Origin of the sequence: Mucilaginibacter galii (assembly GCF_014635825.1) — a bacterium.
In the GTDB taxonomy this organism is placed as follows: Bacteria; Bacteroidota; Bacteroidia; order Sphingobacteriales; family Sphingobacteriaceae; genus Mucilaginibacter; species Mucilaginibacter galii.
In genome coordinates, this window is record NZ_BMDO01000001.1 from 207,284 (window position 1) to 233,495 (window position 26,212).

General features: G+C 45.2%; 16 protein-coding genes. 2 read left to right on the plus strand and 14 right to left on the minus strand.

Annotated elements, in window-relative coordinates:
* Positions 1 to 154: 154 nt before the first annotated feature.
* The 14 genes from IEV61_RS00980 to IEV61_RS01045 form a co-directional block, all read right to left on the minus strand.
* Complete coding sequence (locus IEV61_RS00980; RefSeq protein WP_229746991.1) at positions 155 to 910, minus strand: 7-carboxy-7-deazaguanine synthase QueE; 756 nt, start codon at positions 908 to 910, stop codon at positions 155 to 157.
* Positions 911 to 1,211: 301 nt separating this feature from the next.
* Positions 1,212 to 3,494 (minus strand): glycoside hydrolase family 3 N-terminal domain-containing protein, encoded by a 2,283-nt coding sequence (locus tag IEV61_RS00985; protein WP_188412950.1) that lies wholly within the window; start codon positions 3,492 to 3,494, stop codon positions 1,212 to 1,214.
* 50 nt (positions 3,495 to 3,544) lie between these two features.
* A complete protein-coding gene (locus IEV61_RS00990) occupies positions 3,545 to 4,582 on the minus strand; it encodes an SGNH/GDSL hydrolase family protein (RefSeq protein WP_229746992.1) in 1,038 nt (345 codons plus the stop codon).
* A gap of 35 nt (positions 4,583 to 4,617) precedes the next feature.
* A complete protein-coding gene (locus tag IEV61_RS00995) occupies positions 4,618 to 5,751 on the minus strand; it encodes a glycoside hydrolase family 26 protein (RefSeq protein ID WP_188412951.1) in 1,134 nt (377 codons plus the stop codon).
* A gap of 192 nt (positions 5,752 to 5,943) precedes the next feature.
* The gene (locus tag IEV61_RS01000) at positions 5,944 to 7,212 is read right to left on the minus strand and encodes a glycoside hydrolase family 27 protein (protein ID WP_188412953.1); all 1,269 of its coding nucleotides are present in this window, start codon (positions 7,210 to 7,212) and stop codon (positions 5,944 to 5,946) included.
* An 8-nt stretch (positions 7,213 to 7,220) separates the two neighbouring features.
* A complete protein-coding gene (locus tag IEV61_RS01005; protein ID WP_188412956.1) occupies positions 7,221 to 8,996 on the minus strand; it encodes an alpha-L-arabinofuranosidase family protein in 1,776 nt (591 codons plus the stop codon).
* 12 nt (positions 8,997 to 9,008) lie between these two features.
* A complete protein-coding gene (locus IEV61_RS01010; protein WP_188412958.1) occupies positions 9,009 to 10,223 on the minus strand; it encodes an AGE family epimerase/isomerase in 1,215 nt (404 codons plus the stop codon).
* 6 nt (positions 10,224 to 10,229) lie between these two features.
* Positions 10,230 to 11,417, minus strand: coding sequence for a glycoside hydrolase family 130 protein (locus IEV61_RS01015; RefSeq protein WP_188412960.1), 1,188 nt, complete (start codon positions 11,415 to 11,417; stop codon positions 10,230 to 10,232).
* A gap of 8 nt (positions 11,418 to 11,425) precedes the next feature.
* Positions 11,426 to 13,258, minus strand: coding sequence for a sodium:solute symporter family protein (locus tag IEV61_RS01020; protein ID WP_188412962.1), 1,833 nt, complete (start codon positions 13,256 to 13,258; stop codon positions 11,426 to 11,428).
* A gap of 195 nt (positions 13,259 to 13,453) precedes the next feature.
* Entirely contained in the window at positions 13,454 to 14,263 is an 810-nt protein-coding gene (locus tag IEV61_RS01025) for an AraC family transcriptional regulator (protein WP_229746993.1), read from the minus strand.
* A gap of 188 nt (positions 14,264 to 14,451) precedes the next feature.
* Entirely contained in the window at positions 14,452 to 15,714 is a 1,263-nt protein-coding gene (locus IEV61_RS01030) for an IPT/TIG domain-containing protein (RefSeq protein WP_188412964.1), read from the minus strand.
* Between the two features lie 14 nt (positions 15,715 to 15,728).
* The gene (locus IEV61_RS01035; protein WP_188412966.1) at positions 15,729 to 17,351 is read right to left on the minus strand and encodes a RagB/SusD family nutrient uptake outer membrane protein; all 1,623 of its coding nucleotides are present in this window, start codon (positions 17,349 to 17,351) and stop codon (positions 15,729 to 15,731) included.
* A 13-nt stretch (positions 17,352 to 17,364) separates the two neighbouring features.
* Complete coding sequence (locus tag IEV61_RS01040; protein WP_188412968.1) at positions 17,365 to 20,559, minus strand: SusC/RagA family TonB-linked outer membrane protein; 3,195 nt, start codon at positions 20,557 to 20,559, stop codon at positions 17,365 to 17,367.
* 312 nt (positions 20,560 to 20,871) lie between these two features.
* On the minus strand, positions 20,872 to 22,029 hold the full coding sequence (locus tag IEV61_RS01045) for a hypothetical protein (protein WP_188412970.1): 1,158 nt from the start codon (positions 22,027 to 22,029) through the stop codon (positions 20,872 to 20,874).
* A 335-nt stretch (positions 22,030 to 22,364) separates the two neighbouring features.
* On the opposite strand from IEV61_RS01045, the gene IEV61_RS01050 reads away from it, so the two are divergent.
* On the plus strand, positions 22,365 to 23,201 hold the full coding sequence (locus IEV61_RS01050) for a glycerophosphodiester phosphodiesterase family protein (protein WP_188412972.1): 837 nt from the start codon (positions 22,365 to 22,367) through the stop codon (positions 23,199 to 23,201).
* Between the two features lie 24 nt (positions 23,202 to 23,225).
* The gene (locus IEV61_RS01055) at positions 23,226 to 26,105 is read left to right on the plus strand and encodes a ligand-binding sensor domain-containing protein (protein ID WP_188412974.1); all 2,880 of its coding nucleotides are present in this window, start codon (positions 23,226 to 23,228) and stop codon (positions 26,103 to 26,105) included.
* Positions 26,106 to 26,212: the final 107 nt, after the last annotated feature.

The following is a 26,212-nucleotide window of genomic DNA, read 5'->3' on the forward strand; positions in this document are numbered from 1 at the left end:
AGTTGCCTAAAAGATTCCATAAACTTTGCGAAAATTTTTGTGATTTGAAAGTACAGTTTGAGGAGGTTGCCGGAAAGCCCCGGTGATGAGGATAGCATAAGAGAAAGAAGCTGCCAGAAAACGCAGGCAAAGAGGTTAAACTTTCTGTAAACTATTACACACCCCTTTTATCGCCCCAGATATAGATATGCAGGCGGTCGGAGTAGTTGTAGTTGTATTGCTTGCATACTTCAACTATCCATTGTTGCTTTTGCCTCAGGCTGTCTATCGATGAACCTTGCGGCATAAGGTAAACTACTTTATTGCTGATGTGATATTGATCGATGATGTCCTGCACTTCCTGCAGATCGCTTTCGGTATCTACCACAAACTTAAAGTTAGATTTGGGAGAGTTAGCAAAATAGCTGATGGCTTCGGGGCATATACGATCTTCATACGCTACGCCCGAGTTGGACAGTTTGATAGATACGTTATACTGGTGAGATAGCGCATCTAACTCCGACATCGGTACAAAGGTTCCGTTGGTTTCGTACTCAATATGAAAGTCGGGGTTACGCTCGTGCATCAGCGTCAGCATAGGGATAATGGATTTTTGCTGGATCAGGGGCTCGCCGCCAGTGATCACTATATTGTCGCAGTTGAAATCGCTGAGGGTATCCAAGATCTCCTCATCGGTTAACAGGGCTATCATTTCATCCTTATCAAACTTTTGATAACCCGGCCTTACGCTGTTATTATGCACATAGTTGGTACCCACCCAATTCCAGGTGTAATCGGTATCGCACCATTTGCAATACAGGTTGCATAACGAGAGGCGGATAAAAACGGAGGGCTTACCCAGGTTTTTACCTTCGCCCTGTATAGAGTGAAATATTTCGGGCCTGTTATTGAGTTTAGCGAGTTTGATCATGAACGCAAAAGCGACACCATACTTGCCGCCATGTATTATTGAATTTGCAAAAATAACACAATCTGTATTGATATTCTCATTTGCGAACTTTTATTGACTTTGAGGTGAGTTAGACGGAAATCAAACCGCCCTCCGCTTTTGCGGAGGGCGGTTTTAGAAGCTGCTTATAAACACCCTGTCATTGCGAGGAGCGGCAGCGACGTGGCAATCTCTGAGCGCTTAGTCACCTGTCGCTAGAGATTGCCACACTGGCGCTCGCAATGACATTTGTATTTATCAACCTCTAATTGTTGACATGTTATTATAACTTACCCGTACTGGTATTTTTAAACGCCGCGTTGGTATAATTAAACGTCTTCACCTGGTCGCCTATCTGTATTTTAAACTCACCCGGTTCGGTTACCAGTTTGCTTTGGTCATTCACAAAGGCCAGATCAGACGCTTTGATGGTGAAGCTTACCAGCCTGCTTTCGCCCGGTTTAAGATTAATTTTTGAGAAGCCACGTAAGCGCTTGGTATCGGGTGTAATGCTGGCATAGCTGTCGCTGATGTAAAGCAGCACGGCTTCCTTACCTTCTCCCCCACCGGTATTTTTTACGTTAACGCTGATAGTGAGCGCCTGAGCATCGGTTAATGTTGGCTTGCTGATTTTAAGACCTCCGTAACTAAACGTAGTGTAGCTTAAACCATGTCCAAATTCGTATAAAGGGTTATAGCCATGCGTATCATCACTATTACCATTCTCGGTTGCTTTGCGGTAGTAATTTACCAACGCGTTGGCATAACGCGGGTAAGTAATAGGTAATTTTCCAGATGGATTGGCATCGCCAAATAATACATCGGCTAAGGCATCACCCCCTTCGTTGCCGCTCAGATAGGTCATTACGGTAGCTGAAGATAACTTGTCGGCATCGGTCACAATACGTGGGCGACCTTCGGCCAATACCAGTATAATAGGTTTGCCTGTTTTGGCCAAATCCTGCGCCAACTGCAGTTGGGCTTGTGGCAGATTCAGGTCATCAATATTACCGGGATTTTCGGTGTAAGACAGTTCGCCCAGGCAAAGCACGATGGCATCACAGTTTTTGGCGGCTTTGGCAGCATCGTCGGCATTTTGTAAGGCATCATAAGTCGATCCGGCTTCGTATACTACGTTATCCTTACCTATTTTCCGTTGAATAGCTTCTAAGATGGTGTTTTTGCCTGCGGCGTACTCATCATTTTTTTCGCCCTGCCAGGTATAGCTCCAGCCCCCGTTTAAAGAGCGCATGGTATTTGCCGTCGGGCCGGTGACCAGCACTTTCATTCCTTTTTTGAGCGGTAAGGTTTGGTTGTTATTCTTCAGCAAAGTGATGGCTTCGCGGGCGGCTTGCAGGCTGGCTTGTTTAAATTCATCAGAACCAAATTTAGGATAATCGGCCGTGTTGCCTACCGGGTGCTCAAACAGGTCCAGTTCATATTTCACGGTCAAAATGCGTTTTACCGACTCGTTAATGCGCGACATGGGCACGGCGCCTTCTTTAACCAATTGAATTAAATAGGTGTAAAACGTATAATCGTAAGGCACCATGCTCATATCAATACCGGCATTTACCGCTATTTGCACCGCTTCTTTTTGAGTGGCGGCGATATGGTGACGGTCATGCAGGTATTTAATATCCTGCCAGTCGGTTACTGCAATGCCGGTAAAGCCTAATTCTTTGCGCAGTACATCGGTAAGCAGGTATTTGCTGCTGTGCACCGGCACGCCATTGATCTCGGCCGAATTGATCATCACCGTACGGGCACCTGCCTTTACCGCATCGCGGAACGAGGGTAAAAAGTACTCGCGCATGTAGCGGTCGGGGATCCAGGCGGGGGTACGGTCTTTACCGCTCAGCGGGTAGCTGTAGCCTAAATAATGTTTCATACAGGCAGCCACGCGGTATCTATCGCCCACGTTGGTGCCCTGGTAACCGTTGATCATGGCTGCACCCATGGTTTTAGCTACAAAAGGGTCTTCGCCAAAGGTTTCATAAATGCGTGGCCATAACGGCGATTTACCCAGATCTAACACCGGCGAAAAGTTCCACGGGATATAGCTGGCGCGGGTTTCGTAGGCCGTGATCTCTCCTGTTTTGTAAGCCAGGTCGGGGTTAAAAGTGGCTGCTAAAGCAATTTCCTGTGGGAACAGGGTACCTCCTATGGTATAATTCATCCCGTGGATAGCATCGATTCCATAAATTACTGGAATCTTTAACCTGTCTTTTGCCGCCATGTTTTGAATGGTGCTGATGAAGGTATGCCATTCCTCGCGACTGTAAGGACGGCCGCTGGTATTGAGGATAGAACCTACATGATATTTCAGGATAGCTTCACGGAGCTTGGCATCGCTGATGGTGTGCGGTTCGGTGGTTACCTTTTTATCATCGGTGGTGATAACGGCATCCAGCGTAACCTGGGTCATTTGCCCTACTTTTTCTTCAAGCGTCATACCGGCCAGCAGCTTGTTCACTTTTGCATCAATGGCAGCCTTATTGGGTGCCTGCTGGGCAAGCGCATTTAACGAGATGCCGAGCACTAATGCGGTTATGCGTATTTTCATATCGGGGAGCGATCTTTATATTAATCAGTTATAAATTCAATGATGATAACCTACCAGCCTTTCAATTGCTTAAGGTAGGCCGTCAGTTCTTTGGCTATCATGCCGTGTTCTTCTACACTGGGGTGATAATCGCAGCCACCGGTGTATTGCTTTTTGAAAAAGTAGTGGCTTATTTGTTCGTCGCCCTGTGCATGCAGGTTAGTTTCTACGCTGTTAATGTAGTTTTTGAGTACTGCCGTCAACTTTTCATCGCCCATAGGACTGGTAAGCATTACAATACTGGCCTTAGGATAATGCCCGCGTATGGTTTTAACAAAGTCAACATAAGCGGTGCAAAACTTGGTAGAATCCTGTATGCCATCATTCTGGCCAAGGCATACGGTTACCACATCGGGGGTGTATTTGCTGAAATTCCATTTAAGTGAATCTTGCAAAAAATTGAGGCGCTCGTAAATATCGGGCATGGCAAACTTAATGTCGCAGCAACTGTGAATCAACCCGATACCCGAATAAGAAGATAAGTGCCATTGCGCATTTAACAAACGGGCCGTGCGCGGACCATAAGCTAAATAAGCATTATGCTGATCTTGCCAAACGCCTTTACCGCAAGGCACTGCCGACTGATCTGCGCTGGCACCGCAGGTAATAGAGTTACCTATAAATTCAATTTTATGCTTGGTTTTTTCTACCCAGGGCAACAGCCTGCCGCAGGTTAGGCCCACAAATTCGAGGTAGCCAATGCTGGTTTCGGTATTTTTGCAAATGGTAACGGTGTGTATGCCGTTAGGTAAGTTTTTAGCCAGTTGTATACGGTTGGTTTTACCGGTGGTTTGCAAGCGCACAGGTGCGCGGTTATCAATAGCTACCTCAATGTAATTATGATTTTTGCCCCAAAGCACCTCGTCATTCAAATCGACAGATAAAGACGTGCCGCTGAAACGGGCTTGCACGTACACACCGGGCGCCCAAAAGCGGGGCTTGGTTTTCACCTTGAAATCTATGCGTCCTACGTAGTTAAAATACGGGTTATCGGCCTTATAGAATTTCAGGGGCGCGGCCATCAGCTTTGCCGAAAAAAGCAGAGCCATGATACATAAACTATAGATAAACTTCATCATCAAAACTATTTTGTGCCTTGTATTATATACTTACCATACACCGCCAACGGCGTTAAACGGTTTTGGAAGATATTGCCCTGGCTGTTAAAAAACTTTATAAAATCCTGCTCGCTTACCTGCCCGGGGTAAGGTGTGTAATAATGGTCGGTGCGGCCGTTGCGCCAGGCTAACACGTACGAGGTACGGTTGTTCTTTTGCAGTTCGGGTTGTAAAACGGTGGTCCACCAGTTGGCCATGGGTATTTGCTCGTAGCCAGTTTCGGCCAGGCAGCTTAGTTTGTGATGCTCATCGGCAATTTGCTGTTGTAGGGCCAAACGCCTGCCTAACTTTTGCTGATAGTCGGGCACACTTTTGGTGCAATAATTATCAAAGCCTAAAAAATCGGTATAAGCATCGCCGGGGTAACGCAGCAAGAAGTCTTCTTTAGTATCAAAGTCGGCTACCGAGTATACAATGAGCAGGTTATGCAGATCTTTCTCGTTGCGCAGATAATCGATGGTGAAACGCCACAACGTTTTAAACTCTTCGGGCGTGCAGGCATTGCGGCACCACCAAAACCAGTTGCCTGTTAGTTCATGAAATGGGCGGAACAACAAGGGAATAGCCTCCCCCTCGCTCCCCTTTAAGGTACGGATATATTTAGCAACGCGGTCAAGATAGGTAACGTAAGTTTGATGTGCGCTGCCGCCAGGCAAAATTTCTTTTGCCGAGTTATGAGTGGTATCCCATGCGGTTTTACCATTGAAAGGATTATCCATATGCCAGCAAAAAGTGTTGATACCCCCACGGTTATACGCTTGTTTAATGAGTTTGCGTTGCAATTTAAAAGGAATGCCGTTAATGTCGTTCGCACTGCCGTGTTCCATTCGGGCCAGGTCCCAGCCGTAAATGGCCGGGTAAGAACCTGTCACGCTTTTTACATCAGAACGGTCTTTATCAAACTTCCACCCTACGCCATAAGCCGTGGCATCATGGTGCCCAAATAGTGCTCCGGCTCCCTGTAAACGCTGCATGCTGCTGAACAGAAAATGGGTTTCGACAGTGGCTTTACGATCGCAGGGCGGATAGAGCTGTTGTGCCTGTGCGCCTTGACAAAGGGCGGCGAGTGCTATGGTAAGCTTAGTAAGTATACTTTTCATTTTGTATTCTATATTGGCTTTGCGTTCTAATGAATTATGCTAACCATACTTGTCATTTCGAGTGATAACGAGAAATCATGTTTAATGCAGCCGGCAGCAAGCCAGTCTATGCGAACAGGATCTCTCACTATCGTTCGAGATGACAGTTTTTTATTTTAGTCGTGTTTTGGCGCTCCATTAAACCGTTCATATTTACTTGGTCAGCATAAACATCACCGCATCATGCGCCGCAATGCTTTGCTTAAAAGCTTTTTTAGTGGTACCGGCATCTTTTTTGGCCCAAACATCGCGCAGTTTGTAGGTGGTTTTTGTAAAGTCTGCACTTTGTTTACTCTGCGCGTCCTGCAAAGCATGTTCGGCCCAGGCGTAGTTTACATTTTGCGCATGGCCGGCACGGTTAAGAAAGCATACCGCCCAATTGTTGTTGCTTAATGGCTTTACCCAAACCTCCAGGCTATCGGTAGCCGAACTGCGGTAGGCCGATACGCCCATAGCATCCTGATTTATGGCAATGGCTTCCTTATTAGTCAAAATTTCTTTGGTTTGAGCCGACATTTTACGCAGGTCGTTACCGGCCATTAGCGGAGCCGACAACATACACCAGATAGAAAAATGCGCCTTGTCTTCTGCGTAACTCATACCGTTGCCTACTTCCAGCATATCGGCATCGTTCCAGTGGTTGGGGCCGTTATACTGGCGTATTGCCGGCATCTTGTCAACAATAGTCATTACACTCAGCGCTGTCCAGGTGCCCATGTGTTTGTCTTTATCAAAGTTGGCGGTAATATCGCCGGTGGCACGGTACATCTCCCCTACACCATCGGCCCAAAGCCATGGCTGGTGGTTGCCCCATTCGCACAGGCTAAATAAAATAGGGCGACCAGTGGCTTGCAGCGCACGGGCCATGGTAATGTAAGCTTCGCGGGCGTTCAGGCTATCTGTATTACACCAGTCGTACTTTAAAAAATCCACACCCCACGATGCATAAAGGCGGGCGTCTTCATATTCATGCCCGCGGGTGCCGGGGTAACCGCCGCAGGTTTTGTCGCCGGCGCAATTGTAAATACCAAACTTTAATCCTTTGCTGTGCACATAATCGGCCAGGGATTTCATCCCACTCGGAAATTTTTTGGGGTCGGCTACAAGGCTTCCGTTCTTGTCACGCTCCATGGCCATCCAGCCATCATCGAGCACAAAGTATTTGTAACCGGCATCGCGCATGCCTGTTGCCACGTAGGTATCTACCATATCGCGCAGCAATTTTTCGTCAATTTTAGCTTGAAACGTATTCCAACTGTTCCAACCCATGGGCGGCGTGGGTGCCAGGTTGGTCACTTTTTGTACGGTATTCTTTTTTTCAACCTTTACCGGGGCTTCGTCTTGTGCCAGTGCAATAGCGCCCGTTAAAACGCTTAATAAAGCCGTTAGTATAATTTTTGTGCGTATTTTTTTCATTTTCATAAGATGTTCTATTTTTTAGCGACTACCATAAATACGGCACCATAAGCAGGAACAGTAACCCTGATACCGCCCGTAACCGCTGCCGAATACGGCACTATACCCGTGTAATTTACCGGGCCACCTGTACCGCCCGATGCCGGACCTTGGCCGTTTACCATGACCTGTGCCGAAAAGCTACCATTATCGGCACCGCCGTTAAGCGTATAATAGTAGTAATTATTGCCAATATCATAGTTGTTTACTTTAACAGCTACCGTTTGTGCCGAGGTACCTTTATTGACCAGTATTACACCTGCCTGCCCAGAGTTAAAGGTAGAACCATAGCTCAATACATCTGCATTGCCCTGGGTAAGGGTGGGCACCATGCGGTCGCCAAAGTATTTTTGGAAATAGTACAGGTAAAAGAAAGCAGGTCTTGGGTTCCAAGGTGCTGCGTTGGGCTCGGGAGTGGCAAACGGGTTGTTTAACAAGCCATGGTCGTTACCGGCATCCCATGAATTGGCCATATCCCAGCGGGAAGCCATGCCGAAACCGTTTTTGATCACTTCGCCCAATACCATTACCGCATGTAAACCCGCAATGTTTGATACCATTTGCCGCGAACCTATGGAGTTAATATTCCACTCGGTTAAGGCAATAGGTTTTTGCGTTACACCGGCGGCGGTTGCACTTGCCTTTATATAATCGGCAATGGCTTTGCTTTCGGTAACAGCAGTTGGCAAAATAATTTCGGGCGATGCATTGGTATTATAAGGGGTGTAATAGCTATGCACGATATAAAAATCGGGTGAGTTGCCGGCTTTCGACAAGACCTGCCTGTTCCAGTTTTTGATGATGGTTGGGTTGGTGCTGTATTCGGCATCAGCCATTACGGCACCAATTTCAATGATAGCCCCTACATCGGCGGCAGCCTTACGCATCGAATCGGCAAATACCTTAAAATGCTGACCATACAAATCGCCGGTTAAGTACTTAGGCTGACCGTCTTTATTCTTGCTTTGATCAATATTATAGCCAGCTTCCCAGTTACCATAGTTTTCGTTACCCACTTCCCAGTACTTGGTGCGGCCTCTATCGTACCGTACCCAATCGGCCGCTAAATGTGCGGCGGTTTGTACCGGGTTTGGGCCTGTACCGTAACGGGCGTAGCCATAATTTACGGTGAGTATAGCCGTGCTGTTGGTTTTGCCCAGCATGGCATAATAATTATCCAGGCTGCAGGTCCAGCTGCCGGTATTCTTGCCATACCAGAAACCGGCATTGCTAACGGTACCCTGGTAATCGGTCAACTGTGTGGGTGCATCAGCCGGGGCTTTGCCATCGGCAGCGTTCCAAAAATAAATGTCAGATAAACTGCCGCCGGGTGCACGTAAAATACCGGGGTTTAAGTTGGTAATGTGGTTCAACATGGTAGCATCAGTAAGCTGCCCCATATAGGCGTTCATATTATTACCATACATGTATTGCGGCACTTTGGTGGTTACCTGGTTAAGGTCTACGGTTACAACGGTTCCTACATCCCCGGTACCCGGTTTACCGGCCAGCGTGGTACTGGTAGCAGTTGTAAAAGTTTTGCCCTGCCAGCTATCCATAAAAAAACCTACGGTGCTTGCGGTGGAAGGGTCGGTTGCTTTAGTGGTAAACGCGGTTCCGGTGCCGGTATCGGCCGTGGGTGCCGGGTCGTTACCGCCCCCACTGCTGCCCGGCTTATCCTTTTTACAGGCTTGCAGCAGCAACATGCTACCCATTAAAGCAAGCGCACCGGTTTGTATAAGTTTTCTCATAGTTTAATTGGTTTAAACAATACGCTTAATGATCTCTATACAAGCCCGGCTGTTATGGTACGGGCATTTCCAAATACCTGCCTTATCTTCGCCGGGCATGAGGCTCCCATTGGCAGTAATACCCCAAACCCATTCGCCCCGTACTTTATCTAAAATATGCTGCTTTACAAAGCCCCAGTTGTTAACAGATAGCCTGAGGTAATGCTCATCGTTTGTAATTTGCCAGGCATTAAAAAAGCCCATCATAGCTTCGGCCTGCACCCACCAGTGCTTTTCGCGGATGAGGTGATCATTGCCGGGCTCGTATTCATACCATAAACCAAAATCTTCATCAAGACCTTCTAAAACGGCATCTGCCATTTTAACGGCTACAAGCTTTAACTGCCTGATGAGGTTTTTATCATCAATGATCTCTGCAGCCTCGAGCAATAGCCAGGCCGCTTCGATATCGTGCCCGTAAGAAATTATATCCGACCGGCGGTTCCACTCCTCATCAAAAAACAGGATAAGGTGACCGGTTTCCAAATCAATAATATGATCCAGGAAGTTATATAATAATGTAGTTATCTGCTGTTTTAAGCCTGCATCGGGCCATATCTTGTATAAATTGGCATATGCCTCCAACACGTGGAGGTGCGTATTCATGGTCTTTTTTTCGTTGGCGTCTTTGGCGCTCAGGCGCAGATCGGCAATAGGCTGCCACTTGCAGGTAAAGGCTTCGAGGTAGCCGGTTTGTTGCTGATCATAACTTTTTTGGACCAAGAGATGGTACAACTTAGTGGCCAGCTCCTTAGCATCAGTATTACCTGAAGCCATATGATATTCAGACAGTGCATAAATAACAAAGGCGTTGGCATATACCTGTTTCTTGGTATCTAAGGGCTGCCCCTGGTGATCTACCGTCCAGTAAACACCGCCGTTAATTGGGTCTATAAACTTTTCGACGAGGTATTGATAAGCGCGTTCGGCATGCTGTAAGTAACCGGCATGCGGTTCAAGATTATATGCTGATGAAAAGGCCCAGAGTATCCGCGCATGCAATACCGAACCCTTTGGTGCATCGGCGTAAACCATATTCTCGTGGTCTATCTTTCCATAATAACCGCCATTCACCTTATCAGGTGTATACTGCATCCAGTACGACAGGATATTTTGCAGTTCCAGCGTCATTTCAGTTTTGTAGGCCTGAAGCGTTGGGGAGATAGCTTGCACCGATACTTGTTCCATCACTTTTTACTTTACAGCAACCCCTGCCTGCTGGTTATGATCTACCAGTTTGTAAATAGCCTTAACCGATGCCGCCGAACGAAATTCATCCGCCGGCGTGTTCATCACATAATCCACCAGTTGGTCTACCGTGGTAGTGGCCACATGCATCCGCGTATCTGACGATGCGTAGTAAATAAATACTTTGCCATCATCATCCTTTACCCAACCGTTGCAAAACACCACGTTAGATACATCGCCTATACGCTCATCGCCCTCGGGGGCCAGGAAATAGCCGCCCGGTTTGTGGGTTACTTTGGTAATATCGTTCGCATCGGTCATGAACATATAAAGCACGTAGCGTAGGCCGGCGGCCGTATTGCGTACGCCATGGGCAAGGTGCAGCCAACCTTGATCGGTTTTAATAGGTGCAGGTCCTTGTCCGTTTTTAGCTTCGTATACGGTATGGTAATTTTTATTGTCGATGATCACCTCATGGTCAATAACCGGGTTGGCCATATCAGCGCACAAGCCCAAGCCAATGCCACCACCGGTACCCGCGTTAATAAAGCTATCTTGAGGACGGGTGTATAAGGCATATTTGCCATCTACAAACTCAGGATGTAATACCACGTTACGCTGCTGGGCCGATTTGGTGATGAGGTCAGGTAGTCGCTCCCAGCTTACCAAATCGTGCGTGCGTGCTATACCGCAGGCGGCAATGGCCATAGACTGATCATGCGCTGGTGCCGATGGGTCGCGCCTTTCGGTACAAAACAGGCCGTATATCCAGCCGTCTTCATGCTGGGTCAAACGCATATCGTATATGTTCACATCGGGGCTATCCGTTTCGGGCATCTCTATGGGGTAAGGCCAAAAGGCAAAATTGTCAATACCGTTGGGACTTTCGGCCACGGCAAAAAACGATTTACGGTCGTGCCCCTCTACCCTGGCTACCATTAGATATTTGTTATTCCATTTAATGGCACCGGCATTAAATACGGCGTTAACCCCTATGCGTTCCATCAAAAACGGATTGGTTTGGGGGTTAAAATCGTAACGCCAGTTTAGGGGTGCGTGTGCAGCGGTTAATACAGGGTATTGATAACGCTGGTATACGCCATTGCTATCTGCCAGAGGCGTATTGGGCCTGCTGAGCAATTGCGCATATTTATCTTGAAGCCGGGTTAGTTTTGAGTCGAAATCCTGTATCATATAATTAATCAATAGTCATTTAATTTGTTCCACCACGTTCTTTTCAGGATCAGTATGATAATGACGAGCAACGTTACCGTGGCAGCTAATGGCAGGCGTTGCATGAGTATGAGGTACATGGGTAAAATGGTAAGGCACAACTGCGCCACCGTGCCCAGCACTACGTTGAACATATTCAGTTTAAAATTTTTGTTTGGCACGAAAGAAGGATCCTGTGCCATAACCTCTGCTTTAACGGGTTCCCAAAAACCCCAGGGACGTACATTACTGTAAAATGATTTAAGCACCTCCATATCGGTAGGCGGCGCGGCATAAGCCCCGATAATTGAACCCGCCAGCGAAACAGCGAACAGCACCGGGAAATAATACAGCAGCATATCATCGGCCACGAGTTTGGATAACACCATGGCGGTGACGATGCCCGAAAGCATTCCCCAGAAAAAGCCGTTGGCATTAAAGCGCCACCAATGCCACTTTAAAACGTTAGAGGCAATGTAACCACCATAAAGCGCCGATACTATCCAGTTTAAAACCTGGCTTACATCGCGTACAAAAAAGCCAAGTATAACGCCGAGAGTCACCACCAGAATACCCACCAGGTAATTCATATAAATAACCTTTTTGGTAGAGGCATCGGGGTTCACGTATTTGAGGTAGATATCGTTTACTATATAAGCTTGCGCTGCATTCAGCGTACCGCTGAACGTACCCATAAAGGCACCCAGCAAACCGGTAAGCAGTAAACCCACCAGACCAACCGGTAAAAAGTTATTAATTACCACGGGCAGTATGCGCTCAAAATCTATCTCCCCTGTAGTGCCCTTTAAGTTCATTTGGTGAAAGTAGAGCAGGCCCAACACGGTTAAGCCAATCACCAAGGCATAGCGGATAGGCAGCAAGATGAGCGATACGAAACCGCTCATTTTACTGGCTTCCTCGGGTGAACGGGTGGCCAGGATCTTTTGCATATCGTAGCTCGGCGCAGGGCCGGCCAGCGCGGCAAAAAACCCTTTAAAGGTCATCATCATAAAAAACACAGCGAACAGCGAGTAGCCATCGCTCTTGATCTTGCGGTTCACTTCGGGGATGATCTTGGTCCAGTCGAGGTTGAGGTGAGTGCCGAAGAAAGGGTTGTACCACCCGCCGGGCACATTTAAGGTTCCTGTGCTGAGGCGCATGTAAGCAATAATGGCCACCCAAATGCAGGCAATGGTCATAATGATGTATTTGATCACATCGCCAACCACAATGCTGTGCATACCACCCAGTATGGAATAAAACATGGCAAATAGGGTAAAGATGATACCATAAATATGCGGCACGTATTCGGGCGCTATCTTGAACGGGATATAAGGTTGAACAAAATCCCAGGGTACAAATATTTCGATGAATTTACCCAGGCCAATAAAACCATAGGCTAAAAAGCCCAGGCAACTTAGCAGCGCAAACACAATAACGATCTTGTGAGAGTTACCCACGCTTTTGCCGGTTTTTCCAAAACGTGATTCCAGCCATTCGGCACCGGTGGTGGCGTTAGAGCGGCGCAGCCAGCGCGACAGGTACATCATTAAAAACACCTGGTTAAACACCGGCCACAGCCAGGGTATCCAAATGCTTTTCATGCCGTAGGTAAAGCACAGGCTTACCATCCACATGGTACCGCTAATGTCGAACATGTCCGAAGCATCGCTCAGGCCCAGCATATACCAGGGCAAGGTTTTGCCGCCCATCATATAACTCTCCTTGTTTTCGCGGGCTTTGTTCTTATACCAAAAGCCTATAAAAACTGTAGTTAGCAGGTATAATATAATGATGGCAACATCTATGAGGGATAACTTCATCTATACTTTGTAAGAGGGCATAACTGGCTTTAGACTCACGCCTTTTAAACCCTCAAAAATTTGAGTTTAAATTGTGCAGAAACGCCTATAATTTGGTTATTCAAATATACTTTTACGCTTACAGAGCAAATAATACTATTTTAACATTTAAACGTATTTATATAACCACACCAAAAAATTGAAGCTTTAGTATCGCTATATAAATACACGGTTGCCTGCGGTGTAAGATTCACGAAACTCTTTGGGGATACAGAGCTTTTTGCGTTTAAACAGGCGGTTAAAGTTTGATAAGTTATTAAAGCCGCATTTATAGGCAATTTCGGCCACCGAATAGGTAGTATCTATCAGCATGCGGGAAGCATGGCCCAGCCTTATTTCGTTCAGGCTATCAATAAAGGTTTTATTGGTGCGCTTTTTTATGAACCTGCTAAAAGAGGTTTCGGGCATGTTGGCTATTTTGGCTACCTCGGCCAGGGTAATGTTTTGGCTGTAATTGGCATACATAAACTCATATACCTTTTCAATACGACGACTGTTATAGGTATGCTTTTCGTTACCGAACAAAGGATCGGACAGGGTTTTCATATTGCGCGATTTAGACAGATCGTGCAGGATAGACATGAGTTCGAGCACCGAATCGAAGCCTGTTTTACGGTTCAGGAACATAATGCGGTCCTTTAATGCCAGGATGGTTTCTTTAGAGAATTGCACACCGCGCTGCGAACAATCGAGCATATTTTTCACAAAGCCTAACTGGTTGCGGTTCAAAAATTTATCGTCGAACAGATCATTATGAAACTGTATGGTAATTTCGGTAATAGATTCGCTTTCGCACTGGTGCGTTACCCAGGCATGATATACGTTTGGCCCAACCAATATCAGTTCCAATTCGTCAATTACTTCCATGTGGCCGCCAACAATGCGCTTGGCACCCGGTGCGTTCAAAATCAGGTTCAACTCGTATTCGGCATGATAATGAAGCGGAAAATCGAATTTCTGCTTCATTCGCGAAAAAATAGTAAAACAATCTCCCGAAGTTAGGGGAGTGATTTCGTGCATCACATTCGTATTCATCATCAAGGCAATTGGCATAAGCAAAATAGTACTTATTTAACATTAAAAGTATAAATGCAGCTTAAAAAAATACCCGGACCATTTGCACGGTCCGGGTGGTGTTATTCTGATTCAAAGATTTATTTTACAAACATCACTTCGTCAAAGTAATAGGTTTCGTTCACGTCGCCTGTTTGGCCTTGTAAAAAGAAGCCCAGTTGCTTAGCGGTAGTACCATTTTTCCAAAAGTTTAACGAGTTAACATCTGTTGATGACGGCGCTGCCAAAGGAATTTTAAAATAGGTCCAAACCTTAGCCGGAACTTTGATCTTTTGTGCGGCATAAGCATTTGCGTTTTGCACTTGCCCGTAGCCACCGGCCATTTGGTCGCCCACTAAAACCAGCTCATGGTCAACCGTGCCACCCTTAACCCAAAAGGTTAAAAATTTGTAAGCCGGATCGTAAGCCATCCCGGTGTTCCAGTTAGCCCAACCTTCAACCTGCCAGGCTCCTGCCGGGTAAGTAGCTACTATAGAGGCTGTACCCGATTTTGAAGTTGCTGTTGAACGGCCGGAAGGGCCTGTCCATGAAGCATCGGTCCATCCGTTTTGAAAATCATTATTGGCAAATACCTTGTAGGCTTTATCAATATTAATAAATTCTTGTCTTGACCCAGCCTGTGCGCCCGTATTAGGACCTGATGTATAAGTGTAAACCAGGGACGAACGGTTTGCAGTAGAGGCCGGCATTCTGATAACCAATTGCGTATCAACCTTTGATATAATGGTAACCACCTCGTTGGTAGCCCTTAATTTTACAGCCGACACCGAACTGAAGCCAATTCCTTTTAAGGTAATTTGACTGTTGGCCGAAAAGTTGTAATTAGACAACGTTGAAATGGTTGGCGGCGGAGGCAATACGGTAAAATCATAAGAAACTGTACCGTTTAAGGTAGTAAGCACCAGTTTATTGGCCTGCGGCTGTATGGTTGGTACGTTTTGCGGCACGCTGAATATAACACCTTCATCAGAACTAAGTGCCCTGTTAAAGATCACATTCACACCATTGATCTCGATCTTGGTAGTGCTGGCCAGGTTTGAACCCCTGATGGCATACAGGTTACCCAAATTACCGGTAGTGGTGGTTGAATCGAACGCCGATATTTGCGCGTTGTAGTTGGGTACCGTAACCGTGGTTGGTTTCCCTGTATTATCGTAAGTGGTGTAGGTATTGGTTAACGATGAATCTACCTTTGATTTGCTCACCGTGCGTATACTGCTTATGGCAGGTGCACCTTTACCGCCCTCAATATCCCCGTTGGTGTCTTTTCTGCAGGATGATAAGGCACCTATTACCAGCACAGCCAGCAACAGGTAACTTGTTAAATGATTAATCTTTTTCATATCTGGATAATTTCTTATTTGAAAATGTATGGAACAGGTGGCGCAAGTAAATTAGGATCGGAGGTTGACTCGCCTATAGGTACCGGGAACAGGAAACGCGCATCGGTTGGTGTAAAATAACCGTTGAGGTATCTCACATAATCTTTGTAACCGGCGGCTTCCGAGCCTTCTGACGAAGTACCCCTGTCTTGCGCTTTAATAATGGCCGTTGCTGTTGGGTGGGTTGACGCGTTAAAGCCGTCCATGCGGGCCAGGTCAAACCAGTAATCTTGCTCCAGGGCAAACTCCAGGCGCCTTTCGGCTAACAATTGTCTGTAAGTAAGTGAGGTAAGGTTGGGCAGCCCTGCTCTTCTTCTCACCTGGTTAAGTGCACCTAAGGCGGTGGCATCTGTGGTGGTTGCAGTTAACGGAATACCCTTGCCTGTACCCGGGTTGGCAGACTGGCCTAAAATAGCTTCGGCCTCAATAAGCAATACATCGGCATAACGCATAATGTAAGTGTTATTGCCCGATGCCTGTGCGGCACTCTTGCCACCATTATCGGCAGGTGAACCTACCACATACTTTTTAGCCTGCGCATGCGTACCCTGCGAACTGGCGTTAAGCGGCAAAGTGTAACCGCCCCCGGCCTGGTTTAGTTCGGGGTAAGTATCGCCGGGAAGCATTATAGATGCTTTGCGGCGTATGTTATCATTAGCTGCACTAAAGGCATCCTGCAAGTCAAAGGTTGGTGCCAGCACGCCGTAACCGTCGCCGGTTTTAGTAATAGCGCTGCTATATGCCCACGACCCTTGTATAGAGTTACCAAAATCGTAACCTCCATTGTGTATCCACTGCATGGCCAGTATAGACTCTTTGTTGTTATTGTTGGCGGTTAAAAACAGGTCGCCATAGTTTGGCAATAAGGTAAATTCACCGCTGCTCATCACTTTTTCGGCTTGTTTGCGGGCGTTGGCATAATCTTGAATGTACAAGTATACCTTGGCCAGCAATGCCGATGCCGAACCACTTGAGCCATGGCCGGTGCCTGCAACATTGGGCGAGCAATTGGCCTCTGCAAATTGCAGGTCTCTTACCATAAACTTGTACACATCGGTTACCGGGTTGGTATTTACCGTTTGAAACTTATCTACGTACTGCAGCGGATCTTCAATAATAGGCACGTTACCAAATACCCTTACTAAGTAGAAATAAGCCGCAGCACGCAGCAAATGCGCTTCGCCCAGGGCGTTGTTTACCACCGTTGATGGTACCGAGGCCGGTACAGCTGTTGGCAGGTTAGTAATTAAACCGTTGCACTGTGCTATAACGGTAAAGGGCGAGTTCCAGGCGGCACCAATTTCGGGATTGGTGTTAGATACCGAAAAATTACCAAAAGCTACCACATCATCCGAATAAGAACGACCGTTACCGCTGGCCAGCTCTGTAATTGCCCAGCCTACCTTATTGTTCCAGCCAAACCATGGTGAGCCGTACAAACCGTTGGTACTTGCCTTAACCTGGTCAGCATTTTGGTAATAGTTACCTACGGTGATACCTGATTCGGGCGGGCGGTTAAAAAAGTCTTTTTTGCAGCTCGTTGTCGTCATTCCTGCAACAGCTGCCATACTCAATATATATTTTATATGTTTTTTCATGGTTATTCAAATTTTAAAACTGTGCATTAAGTCCAAAGGTGATGGTACGCGGAACAGGGTACCGGCCTAAATCTACGTTCATGATGGTAGGATTTTGGTTAAACGAACCCACCTCTGGGTCTAAACCTGAATAATTGGTAAATACATACAGGTTTTGTGCACTTACATAAACCTTAAGGTTGGTAAGCTTTACATATTTGGCATAGCGTGCCGGCAGGTTGTAACCCAACCTTACATTTTGTATACGCAGGTACGAAGCGCTTTCTAAAAACCTGTCGCTCATAACCAGGTTAGGGTTGGCAATACCACCACGTGGCGCAGGGATATCTGAGTTGGCGTTTTGTGGCGTCCAGTAGTTGGATGATGACGCTAACTGGTTAGTATACAAGCCCGATAGTCCTGCTGTTTGATAGCTCAGCACGTTCAAAATCTTACCACCGTACGAACCGTAAAGGAATACCGATAGATCGAAATCTTTGTAGTTGAACGTATTGGTTAAGCCGTAAGTAAATTTAGGGTTAGGGTTACCCAGGGGCGCACGGTCGTTTACATCTATTTTACCATCGCCGTTCACATCCTGGTACTGCAAATCGCCCAGGTATATAGAGTTTGACTGTGCAGGGTCGTTGGTTACCACTTGTGGTGTGGTACCGGTTACGTTTTGCGGATGGGTTGCGGCATATTGCAGATCTTGCTGGTTTTTAATTACACCTTTTACCTTAAAACCATAAAACTCTCCTACCGGTAAGCCAACCACCGTTTTAGTAGCCGCTAAGCTAATAAAGCTGGTTGTGATAGACTGGTTAATTTCGGGGGCGCCGTTTAATGAACGCACCTTGTTTTGATAGTGCGAAATATTGAAATTGGTGCTCCACTTAAAGTTTTTACCAACAATGTTACGGCTGTTTACAGATAGCTCAATACCCTTGTTTTGTATCTCACCGGCGTTGATATACGGCGGACTAATACCGGCCGGGTTATCGCCATACTCATTAGGACCACCTAACAAAAAGTAAGGAAGCGGCTGCAGGAACAGGAATTTTTTAGAGGTTTTGTCGTAAGCATCAATAGCACCATCAATACGGTTATTCAGCAAGCTAAAATCAATACCGATGTTTTTTTGCAAGGCCGATTGCCAGGTTAAATTAGGGTTGGCTACGTTACGGATAATAAAACCTGTACCAAACGCAGTGGCTGTAGAACGTAAAGAGGCACCGTAAACGTAGTTAGGCACGTTGGAGTTACCCACGGCACCGTAACCGGCCCTGATCTTAATATTATCGGCAAAGCTTTTAATACCCGACATGAACGACTCATCGCTCAAACGCCATGAAACTGACACACCCGGAAAGTAACCGGTTTGTTTGCCCGGGGCAAAGTTGGAGCTTTTATCGCTACGGATGTTGGCTGTAATACTGTACTTGTTATTATAAGTGTAAATAACACGGGCAAGGTATGATTCCATTACCTGCGATGCTTTTTCTTCGGGGATGCTTGATGCCAGCGTGTTGGCCAGGTTAATGGTACGCACATCGTTACCGGCTACAAAGCCCGAGCCCGCAAGGGTAACATTATCGTATGAAGATTGCCATACCTCGCGGCCGGCCAGTGCGGTAAGGTTATGTTTACCCCATACATGGCCGTAGTTAAAGTATTCTTTCCAACTCCAGTAGGTGCTGTTGGTAATTAGGCGGGTTAGGCTGGCGTTATCGTTACGGATAGGGTTTTGGCTACCTGCCGCACCGTAGCTGTAAGACGGGTTGAAGGTTTGTCCGTTGGTCCAGTTAAAATCGCCGCTAACTTCAGATCTTAAGCTCAGATCTTTAAAGATGTTGATCTCGGCGTTTAAACTTCCGTTAATGTTGTTTTGATTTAGCGTATTGCTAATGCTTAAAGCCTGCTGAACCGGGTTAACACCGCCTAAACGGGTACCGTTAGCCGATTCCTGCGGACCTGCATAAGAGCCATCGGCATTGTAAACAGCTTGGTCTGGCGAGGCTAATAAGGCATTGTAAACAATACCGGTATTACTGCCTAAGCCAACATTTTGGTTACTGCGGGTTGCACCAAAGCTCGAACCAAACTTAAGCCAGCTTTTAGCCTGGGAATTAATGCTGGCCCTGAAAGTGTAACGGTTGAAATCGCTGCCTAAAATGGTACCATCTTGTTTGAAATATCCGCCTGATACATAATAATCGGTACCGTTGTTAGCACCCGATACTGCAATATTATGACTGTGCATTACCGCTCTGCGGAAAATTGCATCCTGCCAGTTGGTACCCGGCCCTAAAATACTTGGGTCGGCAAACTCACCGCGTGGCTGTATACCAAATGCAACCGCAAGCCTGTTTTGCAAAGCTGCATATTGCGGAAGGTCCATTACATCTAAAAACTTACCTTGTTGCTGTACACCTACAAAGCCATCATAATTAACACGGGCTGTGCCATTTTTACCACGTTTAGTAGTAATAATTACCACACCATTAGCGCCACGGCTACCATAAATAGCTGTTGCAGAAGCATCTTTCAATATATCAACCGATTCGATATCGTTAGGGTTGATAGAAGATAACGGACTTACCGAAGTTTCTTCCTGTCCACCACCCGGGCGGGTTAGTAATGCTGTAGGTGCATTTCCTTGTCTTTCCACACCATCAATTACATATAAAGGCTCACTTGCGCCAAAGGCTGTAATACCACGTATATGTACCGATGTTGAACTACCCGGACCACCCGAGTTTTGTGTAACCGTAACACCGGCCGCCTTACCTTGCAGCATTTGATCAATGCTGGGCTGCGGAATATCGGCAATTTGTGCCGCCGTAACCGATGATATAGCACCGTTAACGTCGCGGCGTTTTTGAGAACCAAAACCAATCTTAACCACATCAGCAAGCGCTGTTGATGATGATTCAAAAGTAAGATTAACCACGGTGCGGCCATCGATGTTAACTTCCTGGGTTGTCATACCGATGAAGGAAAACACCAGCACTTTGGCTGTAGCCGGCACACGTACCGAGTACTTACCGTCTACATTGGTTTGGGTTGATATTCTGGCATCTTTAACCGTAACGGTTACACCCGGGAGGGTGTTGCCTTGTTTGTCTGAGACTGTGCCTGTTACTGTTGTTTCTGTACCCTGTGCCCACACATTAGCGTATAGCACAGTGAATACAAACAGCAAGGCTATTCGTAAAATTTTTCCCATAAGATTATTATAATTGATTGAACCAAATCTATTGAATAATAGCTTTTAGGATATAATACTATTTTGTCAATATATAATGTAAATTTATCTGAGCATTAGAGAGTGGGGAACATTACTCAGGCAGGCCCGTTAACATTTCGCAAATCTTATAAAGAAGACCCGAGTCTTTTAGATGTCGGTGCTTTCAATTTGACTTCTCGAAGGAAGTAAAAAATATACCGCTTCGTCAAAAATCCAAAGGTGTAAACTACCTTTTTTAGCAAAAGTATTTTAATGAAGAAATTTGAAGTTATATGAAGTTTTAGCGCAACTTTATCTAATTATTTGAGCCGGCTGATACTGGTAAACCACCTCGTAAGGCAAATTCTTCAACTTAGAAGAAAGCTGACCAATACGCAGGTCTTCGGGTTGCAAAGTGGGTTCGCAAACTGAGTAGGCCTTACCTTTATAAATTATGGCGTCGCGCTCGGGTTTATCAAACTGCACACCCACGGTAATATGAGTTGGAAAAAGTAGGGCAATCATGGGCAGGTCGTAAATTTCTTTCACCAGGTAAAAGAACAAACCGGCTCGGTCGTCACAATCGCTATACCTCGAAAACAGCGTTTCCTCGGGCGAGAGGCGCTTTTCGCGACCAAAGTTCAACTCATCGTCCTCATACAAAAACGCATAGCGGGTAAAGCGCATGAGGTAATCTACCCCCTTTTTCTGATCCATTCCCTTTAAATTATTACGCAACAGGGGTATAAGCGAGCTGTAAGTTTCGCGGGTAAGCGGTATATTAAAGTACGATTTATAGTCAACCACTGGGTAATTGGTGAACAGCGTATCTACATCCTTACTTAGCTTCACCTTAAAGTTGTAGGTTTTATGGTTGTACACAAACGCCAGATTTTTAGCCACATAGCTATCGGGTTTGAACTCCGGCATGCGCGTAACCTCGTAAGAAAAAGCCTTTGTAGCACCTGAAACAGGGATATTTACGGGCAAAGGCGGTTCATGGTTTAAATTGGTATTGGGATAATCATGATAGTTAAGGCACATATATTTCTTACCCTCTACCATAAAAAACGGAATATCGCTGATATCCTCATCATTATATACATAGAAAATGAGCTTATTATTGGCCAAAGCCAGCCGTGCATCATACCCCGATTTGGTGAGCAAAAACCATTTATACAGCGTGTAACGGGGGTAGTTATTGGTTTTGGCGCTAATTTGCTGGGCTGCCCGGCGTACTAACTGGTAGTAGAGCCAGTCGTTCAACTGATGTTTTTCTTTATAGGCCTGCAATGCGCTCAGCAGCGGCTGGTAATTGCTATGCTCGAGTTGGTTATAGAATGTGAGAATGCTTTGTTTGGATAGAGTTGTATCTAACGAAACCTGTACAGAAGCATCGGCGGTAGACTCAAATACATCATTATAGAGCTCAAATTTTACAGGCACAACCTTCCCTTGACCGTGTACCATATTGCATGCACAGGTTAAAATAAGGGTTGTAAGTAAAATAAGCAGCCTTTGCATTGGCTTATAATTGGTTACTTTAAAGATACAATTAATTAACGATTTATTAACGCAATTATTTTAGGATATTATTGAAAATAAGCCACATACAATTAAGCTACGCCATATGAAATAGGTTGAGTACTTTTGCTGCGCGATCTCGCTTCGATCATTTAAAAAATAAACCGATAAGTTACCTGCTTTGTATGGTGGTATATAAGCTGAAAGTCCTGTTAACGGAAATGTGTATTTTTATGGGATTGGCAATCCTTCTTTCGTTTAACTTGCCGGGAAATACCCTGATGAAAAAAGCTCCGTTTTATAAAATAGGTCACCGGGGAACCCGGGGCTTAATGCCCGAAAACACCATACAGGCTATGACCAAAGCCATTGAAATGGGCTGTAATACCATTGAAATGGATATTCACATCACTAAAGACGGGCAGGTACTTGTTTATCACGACGAATCCTTTAACCCCGATTACACCCTGATGCCTGATGGCAGCGAAATTGCCCCTGCTGACCGTAAAAAGTATACCTTTTACCAAATGAACTATGCCGATATCCGTAAATTTGTCATCGGTAAAAAGAAGTATGCCGCTTTTCCGCAACAGCAACAAATGGAGTGCTATGCTCCCCTGCTTACCGAGTTAATTGATTCGGTTGAAAACCACACTAAAACTCATAAGGTTAAAGCGGTTAACTATCTAATTGAAATTAAATCTAACCCGCAAACTGATGGTTTTGAGCAGCCTGCTCCCGAAGTATTGGTTGATAAGCTGATGTCTGTCTTAAAACCCCATAAACTGGGCTCGAGGCTTATTATACAATCTTTTGATATACGGCCTTTAAAAGTATTGCATCAAAAATACCCTAAAGTAACGCTGGGCTTTTTAACCGGCGATGCTAAGGTGAGCATGAAGAAAAACCTGGCCGATTTGGGTTTCAATCCTGATTTTTATAACCCTCATTACGGTATGGTTACAGCACAAATGGTGGATACCTACCATTCGCAAAATATGCTCATTACTCCCTGGACGGTTAATGAGCTTAAGGAGATGAAGCAAGTGAAAGATTTAAATGTTGATGGTATTATAACCGATTATCCTAACTTTTTAACCGATTTACTGAAGCAATAGGCGCTCTGCCAGCTTTCCCTACTTATGTTAAAACGGATATTATACTTACTCGCTCTTATTACTTTTTATGGCAGCTTTCTTTTGCAGGCCAGCGAAATTAAAAGCCTTGGAGTACCTTATATCCAAAACTATCCTAAATCCACCTATGGGTCGGGCAATCAAAACTGGTCGGTTACGCAGGACAAAAATGGCATTATGTATTATGGCAATGCCGAAGGCTTGTTGGTTTACGATGGCCGTTATTGGCAGCAGTACACCATGCCTCACCGGCAAATTGTACGTTCTGTGGCTGCCGACAACAACGGCCGCATTTATACCGGTAGCTTTGGTGAGTTTGGATACTGGGCTTATCAAAATAACAAACTTAAATTCACCTCGCTTACCTCGCTCATACCAGCTAAATATGCATTGACGGACGAAATTTGGAAGATCTATATCGACGGTAACCGCGTTATCTTTCAGTCGTTTTCTACTATTTACATCTATCAAAATGGTAAAATTACTGCGGTCAGGTCGGGTTCATCCTACTTATTCCTGCATAAATGCGGCAAACGTTTTTTTGCAGAAGTGCTCAATACAGGGCTTTACGAACTAATTGGCGAAAAATTAGTTGCCTTACCCGGTAGTGACAAAATACACGGTATTCTCTCCATCTTGCCGTACAAAGACAATGAGTTATTGATAGGTACAATGAAAGATGGTCTTTATACTTATAACGGCAGCACCTTTACGCCTTTCAATACCCCGGCCAATGCCTTTTTAAAAACTTACCAGCTTAATAACGGCGTGCGAGTGTTGAACAAGTATTATGCCTATGGTACTATTTTAAACGGGCTTGTGATTATTGACGAAGAGGGGAAAGTTATTCAGCAAATTAATAAGACCAGCGGTTTACAAAACAACACCGTACTGAGCTTGTATGCCGATAATAACGAAAATCTGTGGGCTGGCCTTGATAACGGCATCGACCGAATAGAGCTCAACTCCCCGCTATACTTCTATTTTGATAAAACAGGCAAATTCGGCACCGTATATTCCAGCATTATTCACAACGGCAATATCTATTTAGGTACCAACCAGGGTTTGTTCTACAGCAAGTGGTTTGATGGTAATAATGCTTTTAATTTTCAAATGATCCCGAACTCACAGGGTCAGGTTTGGGATCTATCATTGGTAAACAACCAGTTGCTATGCGGTCACAACAACGGCACTTTTAGGGTAACGGACGATCACATCGAGAAAATTTCAACCTTAAACGGCGGCTGGACCATAAAGCCGCTTAACTCTGCCCCTCAATACCTCATTCAAGGAACATATAACGGCTTGGCTCTGTTTGATAAAGATGCCAGCGGTAACTGGAAAGAATTTACACGTATTGCAGGCTTTACCGAACCATCGCGGCATATTGAGCAGGACAGCAAAGGAGATATATGGGTTAGCCACGCTTATAAAGGCCTAAACAAACTCACACTAAGTGCTGATTTTACACATGTAACCGCAAAAAAATCATTTGACGAAAAGAATGGCTTGCCCGGCAATTACAATATCAACGTATTCAACCTCGAAAACAAAATAGTTTTCTCATCAGACTCTGGCTTTTACACTTACGATGAATTGAGCAACCGCTTTACCAAATACGAGGTATTAAATAAGAAGTTGGGTTCGTTCGCAACTTCAAATAAGATCATTAATGCAGGCAACCACACGTATTGGTTCATTAACCATGGGAAGGTTGCACTGGTCAACTTTTCACAACCCGGCCAACTGCCTGTAAATTATGCACGTTTCAGCATGTTAGACGGCCGTATGGTGCAATATTATGAAAATATAAGCCGCATTAGTAACTCCATCTACCTTATTAGCATTGATGATGGATTCGTAATTTATGACACCGCGGAAAATCCACAAAACAGCGTTAAGCATAAACTGCCTCAAGTACTCATCCGTAGAATAGACGATATTACCGATAAATATATCACCATAAGCGAAAACGGCAGTGGCACCCAAGAGTTGCAGATCCCTAACAGCCGCAATAGCATTCGCATATCTTATGCGTTACCTTATTACAGGCAGTCGCAAATTAGGTTTCAATATTATTTGGAGGGCTATTCAAAGCAATGGTCTGACTGGAGCATGGCTACCCAAAAAGATTTTACCAACCTTTCCTCCGGATCTTACCAGTTTAAAGTACGTGCCAAAATTGATAATTCATCAGTGACGGCGATCACCATTTTTAACTTCGAGATATTACCGCCATGGTATGCCAGCAAATGGGCCTGGGTACTTTATATGGTACTGGCAGCTGTTGTTCTTTATATAGGCAAAATACTCTATGAGCAAAAGTTGAAAATTGATCATCAGATAATTGCTGACCGACTAAAACTAAAGCAGGAAGAACTCTTAAAGAAAGAAGCCGAAGCCAGCGAAAAACAAATTGCATTATTACAGACAGAAAAGCTGCAAGCTGAATTAGATGCTAAGAACCGCGAACTCTCAAATTCTGCGCTGACCTTGGCTTATAAGAACGAGTTGCTTCAAAAGCTGAGCGATGAACTGCTAAAGATCAAAGATGAGAACGGCAAAAAACTACCTGCTGATCAAATTAGCAAAGTACAAAAAGTGATAACCGAGGGTATGAATGATGAGCGGGATTGGAACCTTTTTGAAAAGAGTTTTAACGAAGCACACGAGAATTTCTTTAAAAAACTAAAAGCTCAGCACCCCGAACTTGTTCCAAATGATCTCAAACTTTGTGCTTATTTGCGAATGAATATGAGTAGTAAGGAACTGTCGTCATTACTAAACATTACTCTACGTGGTGTAGAAATAAGGCGTTACCGCCTGCGTAAAAAGCTCAATATACCACATGATAAGAACCTTGTTGAGTTTCTCATTGAGCTTTAACACTACATCATTACCTCTCATAGCGTACATAAAAGGCCAGCCTTTTTAAAAGTGTATTTCCAACACTATCAAACTAAAATTCGCCCTTTATTTAACTCAAAAAGTGT